Genomic DNA, 16,552 nt, shown 5'->3' with positions numbered 1-16,552 from the left:
GGGCACGGTTTTCTCTTAGAACGAAAATCCTATCTGATTTCTTTTCATATCCGCTTCAACCATCATGCGGCACAGTTCTTCCAGAGATGTTTTTGCTTCCCAGCCGAGGGTTTCCTTGGCCTTGGTGGCGTCGCCCAGTAACAGATCTACCTCGGTAGGGCGGTAGAACTTCGGGTTCACCGATACAATCGTATTGCCTGTAGCTGTATCGATACCTTTTTCCTGCTCGCCGTTTCCTTCCCAGGCAAGATTGATATCTACGGCTTTACAAGCCAGAGAAACGAAGTCACGGACCGTTTCTGCACGATTAGTTGCCAGAACAAATGTGTCCGGTGTCTCCGCCTGGAGCATTCTCCACATGCCTTCGACATACTCCTTGGCATAACCCCAGTCGCGCTTGGCATCCATGTTGCCAAGTTCTAGAGTTTTTTGTTTACCAAGTTTGATTTTAGCAACGGCATCGGTAATTTTTCGAGTCACGAACTCTCTGCCACGAAGCGGGGATTCATGATTGAACAATATTCCGCTTGTCGCAAAAATATCATACGACTCTCTGTAGTTGATGGTCATCCAGTGTGCGTATAGTTTGGCAATGCCATACGGGCTTCTTGGATAGAAAGGCGTGTCTTCTTTTTGCGGAATAGCTTGAACTTTACCAAACATCTCCGATGTCGACGCCTGGTAGTAGCGAATTTTCTTGTTAACGATACGGATAGCTTCGAGCAAATTCACTGCGCCCAAGCCTGTAATCTCTGCTGTAGTGAGAGGCTGGTCGAAAGACACTCCAACAAAACTTTGTGCCGCCAAGTTGTAAACTTCAACAGCCTCGGTGGATTCCAGCAGGCGAATGCTTGCGGAGAGGTCAGTCAAATCATATTCGACCAAATGCAGATTCGGATGATTTTCGATGCCTAGTTCTTCAATGCGCCAAAAATTGACAGAACTGGTCCTGCGATAGGTGCCAAATACGGTATAGCCCTTTTCAAGCAGGAGCTGCGCCAGGTAGGCGCCATCCTGACCAGTGATTCCTGTAATAACGGCTTTCATTTGTGGTCTCCAGACACGAGGTACTTTCCAAAGCTTTTTTTAACATTATCGCGTTAGCTAAAATGTTCATCGGTTCAATCCGACTCGACCTTCGATTTTACGATATGCAGGAGGCTATTGCACTGTTCGAATGAATTTTTAGCCTTCAGGAGGCTAACGGAGGGAGGTGTTTCGGACCTGTGCAAGTGATGTCAAATTTTCGGCGGCGAACGAGGCTGTTTTTCTGAAGGGAGAGGGCTGTTCTGGAGGCGTTACAGCCCGTTCTGTCAGCAGGTTCTGTCAGAGTTTGTTCAAGATCGTTGCAAGGGCCAGGCTGATATTGCCCGCCACGGTTTGTCGATATACACCGGACTTTACGATGAGTGCGATCCGCCCAAATAAATGGCTGTTTCTTGCTTGTTCAAAAATCTCAAGTGTGGCTTTGTTCTGCTCGGTTAATAATGTTTTGAAGGAATTTATTATGACCAGATTGTGATCATTCCATTCGATGAAACTACCACTCAGCACCTTTCTCAATCGGCTCACACGTTCGCGCAGGTTCATGTTTCCGCCTATCAAATTGTTTTCGTGTTGCCGGTAGAGAACAGTAGGCTCGGGATCATAGACCACATGGCCGCCACATCCACTTACGACCAGATAAGTAATCCAGTCGTGGGAGATGATCTTCTGGTTGCTGTCGATACGCTTCAGCAATTCACGACTTTGTTGATTGATGAGCATGGTGTTGCCACCGGCCAGGCTTTGTACCAAAGCATTTTTGAAACTCGGTAAGGCTTGAAAAAGCGGAGACATTTCGCTTTTGGTTTGCGTGCTTCCAAATAATAACGTGCGTGAGCAGTATAAATTGGGTGCATTGCCAGGAGTGTTTGAGAGGAGATGTAAGCTTCTTTCGAGTTTGTCCTTGAGCCAAATGTCGTCCTGATCGGAAAATGCAAAATAATCTGCGTCAATTTCTTCGCGATTGATCAATGACAGGAAGTTCTTGGCGAAACCGTCTTGAGGGCCCTGGAAGATTTGCAGTCGCTCTTCGCCTAGTTGCTTTTTATAGCTTTCAAGTATTTGGAGAGTATCATCAGTTGAGCCGTCATCAGAGACGTATATCTTCCAGTTCTCATGGGACTGATCGATGATCGAGTCGATTTGCTGAGAAAGATATTGCTCACCATTGTATGTGCAGAGCAACACCCCGATTACTGCTTTAGAGCGCTGAGGAGGTGGCTTGCGGTCGGGGGCGTTTAGAAATGACTGATTTTCCAAAGGTGAGTCCGTTGTCCCTGAATTTTATGGAGATTGGCCTTGTTTAAACGGCATGGTTAGTGATTATACAGGTCTGATTGCTCCCACGCACCGCACTGCAAAATGTAATGGTTGTATCTATAGGGGACGGGTAGACACAGCTTTGAATAAATTAATGTTCCTGCGTTGGAGTGCCATCTTTACCAATGATTCTCCTGTTTATTATACAACTGCCCCCAGTGACGCTTGAGCAGAAGTAGCGAGTCCTCCCCCTGGCATACCATGCTTGTGGTGGCAGTACGCTCGGGGAGGGTTGATGTGTGAAATTGACCAGACTAGGCTTTCAATGCTTCTTCATTGAATAATCTAACAATTTTTTTCGCTACTTCCGACGCATGGATACGAAGCTCAGGGACGGCGGTCGCTTCCCATAGATTCGCTTTCAGCATCGGCCCTACATAACTCAGCCAGGAAGAAGCATTTCCTGTCTGATCAATGACTGCCAGATCCTGAGTTACGTTGATTCCGAGTCCGTATGCGTCAATGCTGATCAGGTTTTCAAGCACCAGGTTTTTGATCAACTCTTCATTTATAAGCGAAGGGTTTGAATTCGGGCCGGTGCAGTTGATGATGTAATTAAAGGTCATATCTGTCAGATGCTGCTCACCTCGTAATCTGACCGATACTTTGGCACCGGATGCGATCTCTTCAGCGCAATGCAAGCGGCCTGCGAGAGTCCTTATTTTTTTTACTTTAAGGCTCGCATCAAATACCTCATATGTCGCAGGCGCCACACGGTGGCGGTGAACATCCCAGTAGGGTTGAAGGTGGCGTAAGAATCTACGGCGCTCCTTGTCGGGAAGGTTCAGCCAGAGTTTGGGCGTTATAGGACGAATCGCCGCGATTACATCCCGCCAATTCATTTCAGGGTTGCTGCTTATATAACTTCTGATCGTGCGGAAATAACCCAGAATGTCGGGGACTTTTTGCGTCAGTTCCAGAATAAGTTCAGGATGCGAGTGTGTCGAACCTCTGCTGACTCTGTGTGGAATGGGGAGCAAACCACGCCGGGAAAGCATTGTTATTTCGCCTGTGTGGTTCGATTTTTTCAAACTCGAGATCACATCCAGCGCCGTCAGTCCTCCACCGACCAGCAAGACTGGCGCGTCACTGTCCCGGAGCTTCGATATATCGTTCGACCAAGGATCTTTGATGAAGCACGGAGAATCCTGTAGCGGACGCAATGCTGCGGGTGACAGTGGCGGAAAATGCCCGAGCGCAAGAATGATCTGGTCCGCAAGTATTACTTGCCGGGTATCCAGTTCGATCCTGGCGCCTGTCTCAAACGCGGAAATGCGCTTGGCATTGCCGGTGATCTGCTTGAAATCAACGCGTCCACGCGCATCTGACTCCGCTTTGGTCAGCAAAGACTCCAAATACTCGCCATACATTTTTCTGGGCGTAAAGCAGTTCGAAGTGATGTCCTTGTCCTGAGATTTGCAGTAATCAAGATAGGAGTCAGGTTCGGTGACAATTGCTGACATATTGCCAGCAGGTACATTCAGAAGATGTATCGCACTGTTAGTGCCATAAGCAAGGCCTCTGGCCAATTGTCCTGAACGATTGAGAATAAGGAGTGTGGAACCCTCAGGTGCTGTACGTAAAAATTCAATCGCTGCCACGGTCCCGCTAAAACCGGCTCCGATAATTACGAGAGACTTCATATGTACACTTCTTTCAGATACTTGAGGATTTGCGCTACGCAAGTATTCACATCATGTTCGAGTGTGTTGATGCGAATTTCAGGATTTTCAGGGGCCTCGTAAGCAGAATCGATGCCGGTGAAGTTCTTGATCAATCCTTGCTCTGCTTTTTTGTAGAGCCCCTTGGGGTCCCTTCTCTTGCACTCGGACAGCGGAGCGTCGACGAAAACCTCTATGAACGACTCATTGCCGACTACTTCCCGCGCCAACTGCCTGTCTCGGTGGAATGGAGAAATAAATGCAGTGATGACAATCAGGCCGGCATCGATGAAGAGCTTGGAAACCTCGGAAACTCGCCGGATGTTTTCCACTCGGCTGTCGTCGCTGAATCCCAGATCCCTGCACAACCCCATGCGCAGATTATCCCCGTCAAGCAGATAGGTGTGGTTGCCTGCTTCACATAGCGCCAGCTCCAGTGCATTGGCCACTGAGGATTTTCCGGCTCCACTCAGTCCAGTCAGCCAAATTACGACAGGGCGCTGATTTTTTAATGAGCTTCGACGCGCCGCGTCCACAGACTGTGTATGAACGGTAATATTTTTGGACATTTTGGCTCGTGAATTCGATTGGGTTTTCAATTGAAGTGCGACGGGGCGGTCATAAATGTCAGCGAAACTCGTCAGCGGAAACTCCGAAGTACTGCCCGACGCGTCAATTTTACGACAATTTCCTTGTGCCGCTTAGGTTACGATTGTAGCGAGGCTTTACGTAAAATGCTCGCTCGCTGGATGAAGCAAAAAGCGTACCGGCCAGCGCGCTTGTCCGGATAGTGCTTTATTCGTTTCTGCTTGTTCCAGCGAGGTGAGTACAATGAAGGTCGCTGTGATTAAGGAGTGGGCGTCACGCTCAGAGAGGGGTAATGGATAAGGTACGGACTTTGTTGCTTGGCCTGCCTCGCAGGCAGAAAAGGCTGATTCAGGTCGCGACGGATGTCGTGCTCGTATGGCTCGCGCTGTGGTTGGCCTTTATCGTACGTCTCGGCATCGACGATATGTACAACCCGTTGAAGGTCCACTTCTGGCTTTTTGTCTGTGCGCCGGTCATTGCAGTGCCTCTTTTCATCCGGTTCGGCATGTACCGGGCGGTCATGCGTTATTTCGGTAACGATGCGCTCATTGCCATTATCAAAGCGGTCAGTCTGTCTTCATTGATTCTCGCCCTGGTGGTTTATTGGTACAGCAATCATCAGGCTGTGATTCCTCGCTCGATCATTTTCAATTACTGGTGGCTCAGCCTTGTCATCATCGGCGGATTGCGTTTGTGCATGCGCCAGTATTTCATGGGCGACTGGTTCGATGCCGCTCAACACGTTCCGTTCACGAGTCGGGATGACGGGCTTATCAAAGTCGCTATCTACGGCGCGGGTGTGGCCGGGAATCAGCTTGTCGCGGCGTTGCGAATGGGGCGTGTCATGCGCCCCGTAGCTTTTATCGATGACGATGCCGGGATTGCCGATCGGTCCATTTCCGGACTTCAGGTCTACAAACCCAAGCATATTCAACAAATGATCGATGAAACGGGGGCGCAGGAAATACTGCTGGCTCTACCGTCTTCGACAAGAGCACGCCGCAGGGAGATTCTGAATCTGCTGGAGAGTTTTCCGCTCCATGTGCGCAGTGTTCCCAACTTCACTGATTTGGCCAGCGGCAGGGTAAAGGTCGAAGACATCCAGGAAGTTGATATTGCCGACTTGTTGGGTCGCGATGCAGTCCCTGCGCAGCCTGATCTGCTTGAGCGTTGCATCAAAGCAAAGACCGTCATGGTTACGGGAGCTGGCGGTTCGATAGGTGCCGAACTCTGTCGGCAAATATTCGCGCTGAATCCGACCACACTGATTCTATTCGATCACAGCGAGTTCAACCTCTACAGCATTCTTTCCGAGCTCGAACAGCGTGGGCGTCGGGAGTCAACGCCTGTCAGGTTGCTGCCGATTCTCGGGTCTATTCGTGATCAGCACAAATTGCTCGATGTGATGGCCACCTGGCAGGTCGAAACGGTGTATCACGCCGCCGCTTACAAGCATGTGCCGATGGTTGAGCACAACGTTGCTGAAGGCGTACTGAACAATGTGATAGGTACCCTCAATACTGCGCAGGCAGCTTTGCAGTCCGGGGTTGCCAACTTTGTCCTGATCTCGACCGACAAGGCGGTACGGCCGACGAATGTGATGGGCAGTACCAAGCGCTTGGCGGAGCTCACGCTTCAGGCGCTCAGTCGCGAAGTCGCACCGGTGCTATTCGGTGACAAGGCCAATGTCTCGCGAGTGAATAAAACGCGTTACACGATGGTGCGCTTTGGCAATGTGCTGGGTTCCTCCGGATCAGTGATCCCTCTGTTTCACAGCCAGATCAAAGCAGGTGGTCCGCTGACCGTCACCCACCCGAAAATCACCCGTTATTTCATGACCATTCCGGAGGCCGCACAACTGGTTATCCAGGCCGGTTCGATGGGGCAGGGTGGAGATGTTTTCGTGTTGGACATGGGGGAACCGGTGAAAATCGTTGAACTCGCCGAGAAAATGATTCACCTGTCTGGTCTGAGCATTCGTTCCGATCGCAATCCACAGGGTGATATCTCCATTGAGTTCACAGGGCTGCGTCCTGGCGAAAAGCTCTACGAGGAGCTGTTGATCGGCGACAACGTTGCCGCCACACCCCACCCAATGATCATGACTGCCAATGAAGATCACCTGCCGTGGGAAATATTGAAAGCACGGTTGAGCGAACTGCTTATGGCGGTTGAGGAAGATGATTACGCCAGGGTCCGTCAGCTTCTGCGCGAAACGGTCAGTGGCTACACGCCTGACGGTGAAATCGTCGACTGGATCCATCAGCAGCGCCGGCTGGAGCCTTGATTGTTTCACATTCTGTAACTCACGCATTTTTGACATGCGCCTGCCATGACCTAAGTTTGAGGAGCAGCTTCGGAAAAGCTGCTTTCTCAAACGATGACATGGAGCTTCATCAATGCGTACGGGTTACTTTTATTCGCTGATTTTTGCCTTTCTCAGCAGTGCTTCAATCGCCACTATTGCGGCGCCTGTCGCACCTTTGGTATCTGAAAAGGCGCCTTTGGTTACGCATTCTGCCGCGATTTCACAGAGTACAAAAATCGATCTTAACGACGCCGATGCGGCAACCTTGCAGAAAGAATTGTCCGGCGTAGGTGAGGCCAAGGCGAAGGCGATTGTTACGTATCGCGAAACAAATGGTCCCTTTGCCTCGGTGGATGAGTTGCTGGAAGTAAAGGGGATCGGCAAGGCCATTCTGGATCGCAATCGCGAGAAGCTGGAAGTCAACTAAGCTGATTATTCAACGCCAGTGGGCCGGTCATTGACCGGCCTTTTTGTTTTGCCTGAAGGGCACAACGGGAAGACAAGCGGATGTTGGTCGGATCATTAAAAATTACGGCTATCATATTGAGCTGAGATTATGCCTATAATAATTTGGCGTCTTCTGCATCGATTACACATCAGAGATTGTTTGTCCTCTCAGGTATTTCAGGAGCATTGTCATGAATTCTGTCCAGTCTCAAGGTACGGCAGTGGTAACGGGGGCATCTTCCGGTATCGGTGCGATTTACGCTCAGCGGTTGGCCGCACGCGGTTTTGATCTATTGCTGGTCGCTCGTGATCAGGAGCGTCTGGACAACACCGCGAGTCAATTGCGTGATGCCCACAGTGTTCAGGTTGAGGTACTCAAGGCGGATCTCACGCACAAGGATGACGTGGTCAGGCTGGAGCAGCGTCTGCGCAGCGATTCGAGTATCAGTTTGTTGGTCAACAACGCGGGTGTTGCCGCGGATGGTCTGCTGGCCAATGCCGATCCAGAGAAGCTGGAGCGTTTGATTCAGCTCAATGTCACCACGGTCACCCGATTGGCATCGGCTGCTGCGGCAAGTTTTGCCAAAGCCGGTCGCGGCGCGATCATCAACATCGCCTCTGTGGTGGCGCTGTTTCCGGAGCGCTTCAACGCTACCTACAGCGCCAGTAAAGCTTATGTACTGAGCCTCACCCAATCACTGAACAGCGAACTCGAAGGCACCGGAGTACAGGTCCAGGCCGTGCTGCCGGGTGTGACCCGCACCGAAATCTGGGAACGCTCCGGTATCGATGCCAGTGCTATTCCGGCAGAAATGGTCATGGACCCGGACGAAATGGTCGATGCGGCGCTGGCCGGTCTGGATCAGGGCGAGTTGATCACCATTCCTTCGCTGCCTGATGCAGGCGAATGGCACGCCTTTGTTGCTGCTCGCCATGTCATGGCGCCGAACCTTTCCCGCAGCTCGGCAGCTCAACGTTACAAGTCCGGAAATTGAATTGATCAGAGGTCACCACGGTATGGATTCGCGTCGAATAGTCGTCACGGGCATGGGCCTGGTTTCACCCTTGGGCAGCGATCTTGAAGTCGTATGGCAGCGTTTGCTGGCCGGGCGTTCTGGTTTGCGTAACCTGCCTGAAGCAGTGGTCGCTGATTTGCCCACGCGAGTCGGCGGCGCGGTGCCGACGCTGGAAGAGGACGCTGAAGCAGGATTTGATCCGGATCGCGCCACGCCACCCAAGGAACAGAAGAAGATGGACCGCTTCATTCTGTTCGCCATGGAGGCTGCCCGGCAGGCGCTGGAGCAGGCTGGCTGGCATCCGTCAGAGAGCAAACACCAAGAGCGTACCGCAACGATCATCGGTTCCGGTGTCGGTGGTTTCGGTGCGATTGCCGACGCTGTACGCACCACCGACAGCCGTGGTCCTCGGCGTTTGTCGCCGTTCACCATTCCGTCGTTTCTGGTCAATCTCGCGGCAGGGCACGTGTCCATTCAACACGGCCTCAAGGGGCCTTTGGGTGCGCCGGTGACGGCGTGCGCTGCGGGTGTTCAAGCGATTGGCGATGCGGCGCGATTGATCCGCGCCGGCGAAGCGGATATTGCCGTGTGCGGCGGCGCGGAAGCCTGCATCGACCGCGTCAGTCTGGCCGGTTTTGCGGCAGCGCGGGCACTCTCGAGCGGTTACAACGACACCCCGGAGCGCGCGTCGCGGCCGTTCGACAGCGGGCGTGACGGTTTTGTCATGGGCGAGGGCGCGGGCCTGTTGGTGATCGAATCCCTTGAGCATGCCCTGGCTCGTGGTGCGACACCGCTGGCGGAACTGGTCGGTTATGGCACCAGCGCTGACGCCTATCACCTGACCGCCGGGCCTGAAGATGGCAGCGGGGCGCGGCGGGCGATGACGCTGGCGCTGGCGCAGGCAGCTATTGCGCCGGATCAGGTGCAGCATCTCAATGCTCACGCAACTTCGACTCCGGTGGGCGACCTCGGCGAACTGGCGGCGATCAAAGCGTTGTTCGGCACGCAGAATAAAATCGCCGTGACCTCGACCAAGTCAGCCACCGGTCATTTGCTCGGCGCTGCAGGCGGGCTTGAAGCAATTTTCACGCTACTGGCGATTCGTGATCAGGTGGTACCACCGACGCTCAATTTCGACAATCCGGATCCGGCGAGTGCCGGTGTGGATATCGTCCATGGCCAGTCGCGGTCAATTCCGATCGAATATGCACTGTCCAACGGTTTTGGCTTCGGCGGGGTCAATGCCAGCGTATTGTTCAAGCGCTGGCAGGCTTAGTCCCGGTTCTTGAGGTGATCGCGGGTGACATCGAGGATGTGTTGCGCAAACTCGGCATCCGCGACGCTGCGTGACAGCAGCAGCGCGCCGACCAGTGTCGACATGATAACGATGGCGCGGTCAGCGCTGTTCTTACCTTCGAGGCTGTTCTCGATCTGCTCCAGCCGTGCGTTGAGGACCACGTCACTGGTGGGACTCGGTTGGCCGCGCAGGCCCAGCTCCGAAGAAATGGTCAGTAACGGACAGCCTTCATGGGGCGACGTTTGATGCCATTCGGACAGGTACGTCTCGATGAACACATCAAGCGGGTTGTCCTGTGAAAAAATCTCCGCACATAACCCGTCGACCTGGTTGCCGGCTTCTTGCAAAGCCTTCTCGACCAACTCGTCCTTGGATTTGAAATGTGAATAGAAACCGCCATGGGTCAAGCCCAGCGCTTTCATCAGGGGTTGCAGACCGGTAGCGCCGATTCCGTCCTTGCGAAAGCGTGCCGAAGCCTCCTTGATGATGCGCTGATGGGTCTGGGCTTTATGATCCTGCGAATAACGCATTTGAAACTCTCCGCAACAATGTCCCCATCTTAACCAAGGAAAATTAGATGGTGACTGTACTTCTACTTCTTAAAAGCGTGCAGATAGGTCCAATGGCTATAAAAAGCACAAACCCCGCCAATCAGGCGGGGTTGTGTTCAGCGGTCTTGTGCATCTTTGGCATCAGCTTCGGCATTGCGTTGGGCAACGCGTCGGCGTTCTTCATCGGTCAGATCGACCTTGTTGGCGGTGTCGCGCAACATCATCAATCCGCCGACGATCGAGCCGATTGCAACCACCAGAATCAACCAGGCATACCAAGGCATAACGGCTCTCCTTAAGGGCAGGTCGACGGGCGAGGATTTCGCCGTGCGACGCTGCATACCACGTTTGAGCGAAGTGACTTCGCAGTGGTTCCATTCTAGGCCGCTTGCACCCGGTACACCCGAAATCCCTCAATTACCTGTCAGCATCGCATCGGCCGGTGCGTTGGCACGCAGTTGTCCGGTCAGCAGGAAGTAACCGAAGCCCACCGCCATGAAGCCAAGGAAGATCAAGCCGATCAACGCGTTGAACCAGGCCATCGCCACCAGACACACCACCGCCAGCACCAATGCAATCATTGGAATCAACGGATAGCACGGCGCGCGGAAAGTACGCTCCAGATTCGGTTCCGATTTACGCAGTTTGAACAGGCTGAGCATGCTCATGATGTACATCACGATGGCGCCGAACACGGCCATGGTGATCATCGCGGCGGTGAGGGTCATGCCGCCCAGGTTGATCAGACCGTCGCTGTAAATCGCGGCGATGCCGATGATGCCGCCGACAATGATGGCGCGGTGCGGCGTCTGGAAGCGTGAGAGTTTCGCCAGCGAGGCCGGTAGATAACCGGCGCGGGCCAGAGCGAAGAACTGCCGCGAGTAGCCGAGGATGATGCCGTGAAAACTCGCCACTAACCCGAACAGGCCGATCCACACCAGCATGTGCAACCAGCCGGAGTTGTCGCCAACCACGGTTTTCATGGCTTGCGGCAGCGGGTCGTTGATGTTGGCCAGAGTGCGCCAGTCACCGACACCACCGGCAAAGAACATCACGCCCATCGCCAGCAGTACCAACGTCAGAATGCCGCTGATGTACGCCTTGGGAATCGTGCGTTTCGGATCCTTGGCTTCTTCGGCAGCCATTGCCGCACCCTCGATGGCGAGGAAAAACCAGATTGCAAACGGAATGGCCGCGAACATCCCGGCAATCGCCGGCGCGCCAAACACGTCAGATCCCGCCCAGCCATTGAGGGCGAAGTTGCTGAAGCTGAACGCAGGGGCGACCACGCCCATGAACACCAGCAATTCAGCCACGGCCAGCACGCAAACAATCAACTCAAAGGTCGCCGCCAGTTTCACCCCAAGAATGTTCAGTCCCATGAACACGATGTAGGCGCCGACGGCTGCGTGTTTCGGATCAAGTGCTGGGAATTGCACATTGAGATACGCGCCAATGGCCAAAGCAATCGCCGGGGGCGCGAAGACGAATTCGATCAGCGTTGCCAGGCCCGCGATCAATCCACCTTTTTCTCCAAAGGCGCGGCGACTGTAGGCAAACGGCCCGCCTGCGTGAGGAATCGCGGTGGTGAGTTCGGTGAAACTGAAGATGAAACAGGTGTACATGGTCGCGACCATGAACGAGGTCACCAGGAAACCCAATGTCCCGGCGACGCCCCAGCCGTAACTCCAGCCGAAATACTCCCCGGAAATCACTAGCCCCACCGCAATGCCCCACAGGTGCAACGTGCCCAGCGTGGGTTTGAGTTGTGTGTTCATGCGTTTGCTCCCTGAACGGTTTGGAAAGCTCAGGGGAGGGCGTTTGCAGCGGGCGTGCCATTGCGGTGAAACAAGTCGTAATGAGTTGAAAGCTGTCGTATCGGGGATGTTCGCGGGGGAATCGCTGCTTTTTGTGCGCCAGTTGAGTGCGATGTTGCTCGTTATGCCGTCTTCGCGAGCAGGCTCGCTCCCACAGGGGAATGCATTTCAAATTGTGGGAGCGAGCCTGCTCGCGAAGAGGCCCGGCCTGACGGCGCAAAAACCTGCTGTAACGCCCGCATAAACTCACTCTTTACGCTTTCTTTATGCCCAGCCAACACCCTCGCTCTCGTTCCTTTACAGCCTCCTTTCCGACAATGCCTCCACACGCGGCAATACGCCGTAACACGGAGATCTTCCATGAGCGTTCTGGACGGGGTGTCACTGCTATTGGCAGTGGGGCTGTTCATTTATCTGTTGGTTGCGCTGTTGCGCGCGGATCGGAACTAGGAGCGGCTATGCACAGTTATGACTATTGGCTGATCCTCGCGTTTTTCGCGCTGGTCTTGCTGCCGGCGCCGTTCCTCGGGCGCTTCTACTACAAAGTGATGGAAGGCCAGCGCACCTGGCTGACCCCGATTCTCGGCCCGGTCGAGCGCGGTTGCTACCGTATCGCCGGAGTCGATCCGCAGACTGAACAGAGCTGGCAGAAGTACACGCTGGCACTGCTGGCGTTCAACCTCGCCGGTTTCCTGCTGCTGTTCGCGATCCTGTTGTTTCAGGATCACTTGCCGCTGAACCCGCAAAATCTGCCGGGCCAGGAATGGACGCAGGCGTTCAACACGGCGGTCAGTTTCATGACCAATACCAACTGGCAGTCCTACAGCGGTGAAGCGACCCTCAGCTACCTGAGCCAGATGGTCGGCCTCACCGTGCAGAACTTCGTCAGCGCCGCTACCGGCCTCGCCGTGCTGGTTGCGCTGTGCCGTGGCATCGGCCGCAAGTCGACGAAAACCCTCGGCAACTTCTGGGTCGACATGACCCGCGCCACCCTCTATGGCTTGTTGCCGCTGTGCCTGTTGCTGGCGCTGTATCTGGTCTGGCAGGGCGTGCCACAGACCTTCGCACAGTATGTGAATGCCGTGACGATGCAGGGTGTCGATCAAGTGATCCCGCTCGGCCCGGCGGCCAGTCAGATTGCGATCAAGCAACTGGGCACCAACGGTGGCGGTTTCTTCGGCGTCAACTCGGCGCATCCGTTCGAGAACCCGACCGCGTGGAGCAACTTGTTCGAAGTCGCTTCGATCATTCTGATTCCGGTGGCGCTGGTGTTCACCTTCGGCCACTACGTCAAGGACCTGCGTCAGAGCCGCGCGATCATCGCCTGCATGCTGGCGCTGTTCCTGATCGGCGGCGCGACCTCGCTGTGGGCCGAGTATCAGCCGAATCCGACCCTGAACAACGCTGCCGTTGAACAGACGGCACCGCTGGAAGGTAAGGAAGCGCGCTTCGGCACCACCGCCACCGTGCTGTGGTCGGTGACGACGACGGCGGCTTCGAACGGCTCGGTCAACGGCATGCACGATAGCCTCAACCCGCTCAGCGGTATGGTCGCGCTGGTCAACATGATGGTCGGCGAAGTGATCTTCGGCGGCGTTGGTGCCGGGCTCTACGGCATGTTGCTCAACGTGCTGATCGCGGTGTTCCTCGCCGGTCTGATGATCGGCCGTACGCCGGAATATCTCGGCAAGAAACTCCAGGCGCGGGAAGTGCAATTGCTGGTGGTGACCCTGCTGGTCATGCCGGTCGGCGTGCTGGTGCTTGGTGCGATTGCTGCAGCGGTTCCCAGTGCTGCGGCGACCATCAGCAACCCTGGTCCACACGGTTTCAGTCAATTGCTCTACGCCTACACCTCGGCCAGCGCCAACAACGGCTCGGCATTCGGTGGTCTGAGCGCCAACACCCCGTTCCACAATCTGATGCTGGGCCTGGGCATGTTGATCGGTCGCTTCGGTTACATCCTTCCGGTTCTGGCCTTGGCCGGCAGCCTGGCGATGAAGAAAACCGCGCCGATCGGGCAGAACAGTTTCCCGACTCATGGCCCGCTGTTCGTGACCCTGTTGACCGTGACCATTTTGCTGGTGGGCGGCCTGACCTTCCTGCCAACCCTGGCGCTCGGCCCGATTGCCGAACACCTGAGCATGGGCTTCTGAGGACTGAATGATGAATATGCCCGCAATCAAACCCGCCGCCGTCAAGGCGCCGGAACAAGCGAAAACCGCGATCTCGGCCCTGTGGCGGCCGGCGCTGGTGCAAGCCTTCGTCAAGCTCGACCCTCGGCAACTGAAGCGCTCGCCGGTGATGCTGGTGGTTGAGCTGACGGCGATTTTCACCACCGTGCTGTGCTTCATTCCCGATGCCGACGTGCCGACCTTCGTCGCTGCGCAAATCGCCTTGTGGCTGTGGTTCACCGTGCTGTTCGCCAACTTCGCCGAAGCCTTGGCCGAAGGTCGTGGCAAGGCCCGCGCCGACAGCCTCAAGGCGGGTAGTGAAGGCCTCAGCGCCCGCCGCAAACTGGCCAATGGCAGCTTTCAAGTGGTGCCAGCCGCGAGTCTGCGCAAAGGTGATGTGGTGCGTGTCGAAGCGGGGGAGATGATCCCCGGTGACGGCGAAGTCATTGAAGGCATCGCGGCGGTCAACGAAGCGGCGATCACCGGTGAATCGGCGCCGGTGATTCGTGAGTCCGGCGGCGACCGATCGGCCGTCACCGGCAACACACGACTGGTGTCCGACTGGCTGCTGGTGCAGATCACCGCCAATCCCGGTGAGTCGACCCTCGACCGCATGATCGCACTGGTCGAAGGCGCCAAACGCCAGAAGACCCCGAACGAAGTGGCGCTGGATATCCTGCTGATCGGTCTGACCCTGATCTTTCTGCTGGTGGTCGTGACCCTGCAACCATTCGCCCATTTCGCCAACGGCAGCCTGCCGCTGGTGTTCCTCGTGGCGCTGTTGGTTACGCTGATTCCGACCACCATCGGCGGTCTGCTGTCGGCGATCGGTATTGCCGGGATGGATCGTCTGGTGCGCCTTAACGTGATCGCCAAGTCGGGTCGCGCAGTGGAAGCGGCGGGTGACGTGCATGTGTTGTTGCTGGACAAGACCGGCACCATCACCTTCGGTAATCGTCGTTGCAGCGCGGTGTATGCCGCGCCGGGTGTGAATGGTCGTGATCTGGCTGAAGGTGCGTTGTTTGCCTCGCTGGCCGACGAAACCGCTGAGGGTAAATCCATCGTTGAATACCTGCGCGGTCTGCACCCGCAGCCTGAGCCGGCGCTGGAAACCCTGACCGCGGTGCCGTTCAGCGCTGAAACGCGGTTGTCCGGCGTCGACTATCAAGGTCGTGTCTATCGCAAAGGTGCGGTGGATTCGCTGTTGAGTTTCCTCGGCCAGAAACGTTCGGATCTGGCCCCGGCCCTGTCGCGGGAAATCGACAAGATCGCCCAGAGCGGCGGCACGCCGTTGCTGGTCTGTGCCGACGGCAAACTGCTTGGCGCGATCCACCTCAAGGACGTGGTCAAACCGGGTATTCGCGAGCGCTTTGCCGAGCTGCGCAAGCTGGGGATTCGCACCGTGATGGTCACCGGCGACAACCCGCTGACTGCGGCTGCCATCGCTGCAGAAGCGGGCGTCGATGACGTTCTCGCCGAAGCCACGCCGGAGAAGAAACTCGCGCGCATTCGTCACGAGCAGAACGATGGTCGTCTGGTTGCGATGTGCGGCGACGGCGCCAACGACGCGCCAGCGCTGGCTCAGGCTGACGTTGGCATGGCGATGAATGACGGCACGCAAGCAGCACGCGAAGCGGCGAACATGGTCGACCTCGACAGCGACCCGACCAAGCTGCTCGACGTGGTGCAGATCGGCAAGGAACTGTTGGTGACCCGTGGTGCGCTGACGACCTTTTCCATTGCCAACGACGTGGCCAAATACTTCGCGATTCTGCCGGCATTGTTCGCCTCGATTTATCCGCAACTGGGCGTACTGAACATCATGCAGCTGACCAGTCCGCAGAGCGCGATTCTCTCGGCCATCGTCTTCAACGCCTTGATCATCGTCGTGTTGATTCCGCTGGCGCTGCGCGGGGTTCGCGTGCAGGCGGCGAGTGCGGCGGCGTTGCTGCGACGCAATCTGTTGATTTACGGGTTGGGCGGGATTCTGGTGCCGTTCGTGGGGATCAAGGCGATCGACATGCTGCTCACGGCGCTGCATCTGGTGTGAGGCTGATATCGCAGCCCCTCACCCTAACCCTCTCCCGGGGGGAGAGGGGACTGACCGAGGTGTTTACGAGAGCTACACCGACCTGAAATATCGAGCCGAACTCAGGTTTTGAAAAGCACAGAAATCGGCTCCCTATCCCCTTGGCGACTTTTGGAGGAGAGGGAACTGACCTAGGTGTTTACGGAAGCTGTACCGACCTGAAATCCCGAGTCGAACTCAGGTTTGAACTGCACAAAGATCGGCTCCCTTTCCCCCTCGCCCCCTCGGGGGAGAGGGCTGGGG

Annotated in this window: 14 protein-coding genes; 7 read left to right on the top strand and 7 right to left on the bottom strand. The window is 55.6% G+C overall.

What is annotated here, in order from left to right; genetic code table 11:
• Positions 1-15: 15 nt before the first annotated feature.
• From gmd to cysC, 4 genes are all read right to left on the bottom strand, one after another.
• On the bottom strand, positions 16-1,047 hold the full coding sequence (gmd, locus tag GTU76_RS08840) for a GDP-mannose 4,6-dehydratase (RefSeq protein WP_175553544.1): 1,032 nt from the start codon (positions 1,045-1,047) through the stop codon (positions 16-18).
• A gap of 279 nt (positions 1,048-1,326) precedes the next feature.
• Positions 1,327-2,304, bottom strand: coding sequence for a glycosyltransferase family 2 protein (locus tag GTU76_RS08835; RefSeq protein ID WP_246376023.1), 978 nt, complete (start codon positions 2,302-2,304; stop codon positions 1,327-1,329).
• A gap of 314 nt (positions 2,305-2,618) precedes the next feature.
• The gene (locus GTU76_RS08830; protein ID WP_180698451.1) at positions 2,619-4,007 is read right to left on the bottom strand and encodes an FAD/NAD(P)-binding protein; all 1,389 of its coding nucleotides are present in this window, start codon (positions 4,005-4,007) and stop codon (positions 2,619-2,621) included.
• A complete protein-coding gene (gene cysC / locus GTU76_RS08825; RefSeq protein ID WP_016986931.1) occupies positions 4,004-4,594 on the bottom strand; it encodes an adenylyl-sulfate kinase in 591 nt (196 codons plus the stop codon). The genes GTU76_RS08830 and cysC overlap by 4 nt, the downstream gene beginning before the upstream one ends.
• A 311-nt stretch (positions 4,595-4,905) precedes the next feature.
• Here cysC and GTU76_RS08820 point away from each other — a divergent pair, with 311 nt between their 5' ends.
• The 4 genes from GTU76_RS08820 (at position 4,906) to fabF (ending at position 9,660) form a co-directional block, all read left to right on the top strand.
• Entirely contained in the window at positions 4,906-6,900 is a 1,995-nt protein-coding gene (locus tag GTU76_RS08820; protein ID WP_016986930.1) for a polysaccharide biosynthesis protein, read from the top strand.
• 112 nt (positions 6,901-7,012) lie between these two features.
• Positions 7,013-7,348, top strand: coding sequence for a ComEA family DNA-binding protein (locus GTU76_RS08815; RefSeq protein ID WP_016986929.1), 336 nt, complete (start codon positions 7,013-7,015; stop codon positions 7,346-7,348).
• A gap of 211 nt (positions 7,349-7,559) precedes the next feature.
• Positions 7,560-8,363 (top strand): SDR family NAD(P)-dependent oxidoreductase, encoded by an 804-nt coding sequence (locus GTU76_RS08810; RefSeq protein WP_180698450.1) that lies wholly within the window; start codon positions 7,560-7,562, stop codon positions 8,361-8,363.
• A 22-nt stretch (positions 8,364-8,385) separates the two neighbouring features.
• Positions 8,386-9,660 carry a beta-ketoacyl-ACP synthase II gene (fabF, locus tag GTU76_RS08805; protein ID WP_180698449.1) on the top strand — a complete coding sequence of 425 codons (1,275 nt, stop codon included), beginning with the start codon at positions 8,386-8,388 and terminating at the stop codon, positions 9,658-9,660.
• Here fabF and GTU76_RS08800 read toward each other — a convergent pair.
• The 3 genes from GTU76_RS08800 to eat all read right to left on the bottom strand — a co-directional run bounded on the left by GTU76_RS08800 (position 9,657) and on the right by eat (position 12,010).
• Positions 9,657-10,211, bottom strand: coding sequence for a TetR/AcrR family transcriptional regulator (locus GTU76_RS08800; protein ID WP_180698448.1), 555 nt, complete (start codon positions 10,209-10,211; stop codon positions 9,657-9,659). The two genes, fabF and GTU76_RS08800, sit on opposite strands and share 4 nt — an antisense overlap.
• A gap of 137 nt (positions 10,212-10,348) precedes the next feature.
• A complete protein-coding gene (locus GTU76_RS08795) occupies positions 10,349-10,516 on the bottom strand; it encodes a DUF2897 family protein (RefSeq protein ID WP_007908505.1) in 168 nt (55 codons plus the stop codon).
• Between the two features lie 129 nt (positions 10,517-10,645).
• Positions 10,646-12,010 carry an ethanolamine permease gene (gene eat, locus GTU76_RS08790; RefSeq protein ID WP_160058933.1) on the bottom strand — a complete coding sequence of 455 codons (1,365 nt, stop codon included), beginning with the start codon at positions 12,008-12,010 and terminating at the stop codon, positions 10,646-10,648.
• Between the two features lie 399 nt (positions 12,011-12,409).
• On the opposite strand from eat, the gene kdpF reads away from it, so the two are divergent.
• The 3 genes from kdpF to kdpB are packed head-to-tail and all read left to right on the top strand — an operon-like array spanning position 12,410 to position 16,270.
• Complete coding sequence (gene kdpF, locus GTU76_RS08785) at positions 12,410-12,499, top strand: K(+)-transporting ATPase subunit F (protein ID WP_007899818.1); 90 nt, start codon at positions 12,410-12,412, stop codon at positions 12,497-12,499.
• An 8-nt stretch (positions 12,500-12,507) separates the two neighbouring features.
• Positions 12,508-14,202 (top strand): potassium-transporting ATPase subunit KdpA, encoded by a 1,695-nt coding sequence (kdpA, locus tag GTU76_RS08780; RefSeq protein WP_016986924.1) that lies wholly within the window; start codon positions 12,508-12,510, stop codon positions 14,200-14,202.
• A gap of 10 nt (positions 14,203-14,212) precedes the next feature.
• Entirely contained in the window at positions 14,213-16,270 is a 2,058-nt protein-coding gene (gene kdpB / locus GTU76_RS08775; protein WP_016986923.1) for a potassium-transporting ATPase subunit KdpB, read from the top strand.
• Positions 16,271-16,552: the final 282 nt, after the last annotated feature.

The sequence above is a fragment of the Pseudomonas crudilactis genome (assembly GCF_013433315.1).
Classification (GTDB): Bacteria; Pseudomonadota; Gammaproteobacteria; order Pseudomonadales; family Pseudomonadaceae; genus Aquipseudomonas; species Aquipseudomonas crudilactis.
This window is presented reverse-complemented; position numbering and strand designations above follow the sequence as displayed.

Bases quoted from the DNA above. Each gene is read 5' to 3' on its own strand.
- gmd (WP_175553544.1), bottom strand. From the start codon at position 1,047: ATGAAAGCCGTTATTACAGGAATCACTGGTCAGGATGGCGCCTACCTG.
- GTU76_RS08830 (WP_180698451.1), bottom strand. From the start codon at position 4,007: ATGAAGTCTCTCGTAATTATCGGAGCCGGTTTTAGCGGGACCGTGGCA.
- cysC (WP_016986931.1), bottom strand. From the start codon at position 4,594: ATGTCCAAAAATATTACCGTTCATACACAGTCTGTGGACGCGGCGCGT.
- GTU76_RS08820 (WP_016986930.1), top strand. From the start codon at position 4,906: ATGGATAAGGTACGGACTTTGTTGCTTGGCCTGCCTCGCAGGCAGAAA.
- GTU76_RS08815 (WP_016986929.1), top strand. From the start codon at position 7,013: ATGCGTACGGGTTACTTTTATTCGCTGATTTTTGCCTTTCTCAGCAGT.
- GTU76_RS08810 (WP_180698450.1), top strand. From the start codon at position 7,560: ATGAATTCTGTCCAGTCTCAAGGTACGGCAGTGGTAACGGGGGCATCT.
- fabF (WP_180698449.1), top strand. From the start codon at position 8,386: ATGGATTCGCGTCGAATAGTCGTCACGGGCATGGGCCTGGTTTCACCC.
- GTU76_RS08800 (WP_180698448.1), bottom strand. From the start codon at position 10,211: ATGCGTTATTCGCAGGATCATAAAGCCCAGACCCATCAGCGCATCATC.
- GTU76_RS08795 (WP_007908505.1), bottom strand. From the start codon at position 10,516: ATGCCTTGGTATGCCTGGTTGATTCTGGTGGTTGCAATCGGCTCGATC.
- eat (WP_160058933.1), bottom strand. From the start codon at position 12,010: ATGAACACACAACTCAAACCCACGCTGGGCACGTTGCACCTGTGGGGC.
- kdpF (WP_007899818.1), top strand. From the start codon at position 12,410: ATGAGCGTTCTGGACGGGGTGTCACTGCTATTGGCAGTGGGGCTGTTC.
- kdpA (WP_016986924.1), top strand. From the start codon at position 12,508: ATGCACAGTTATGACTATTGGCTGATCCTCGCGTTTTTCGCGCTGGTC.
- kdpB (WP_016986923.1), top strand. From the start codon at position 14,213: ATGAATATGCCCGCAATCAAACCCGCCGCCGTCAAGGCGCCGGAACAA.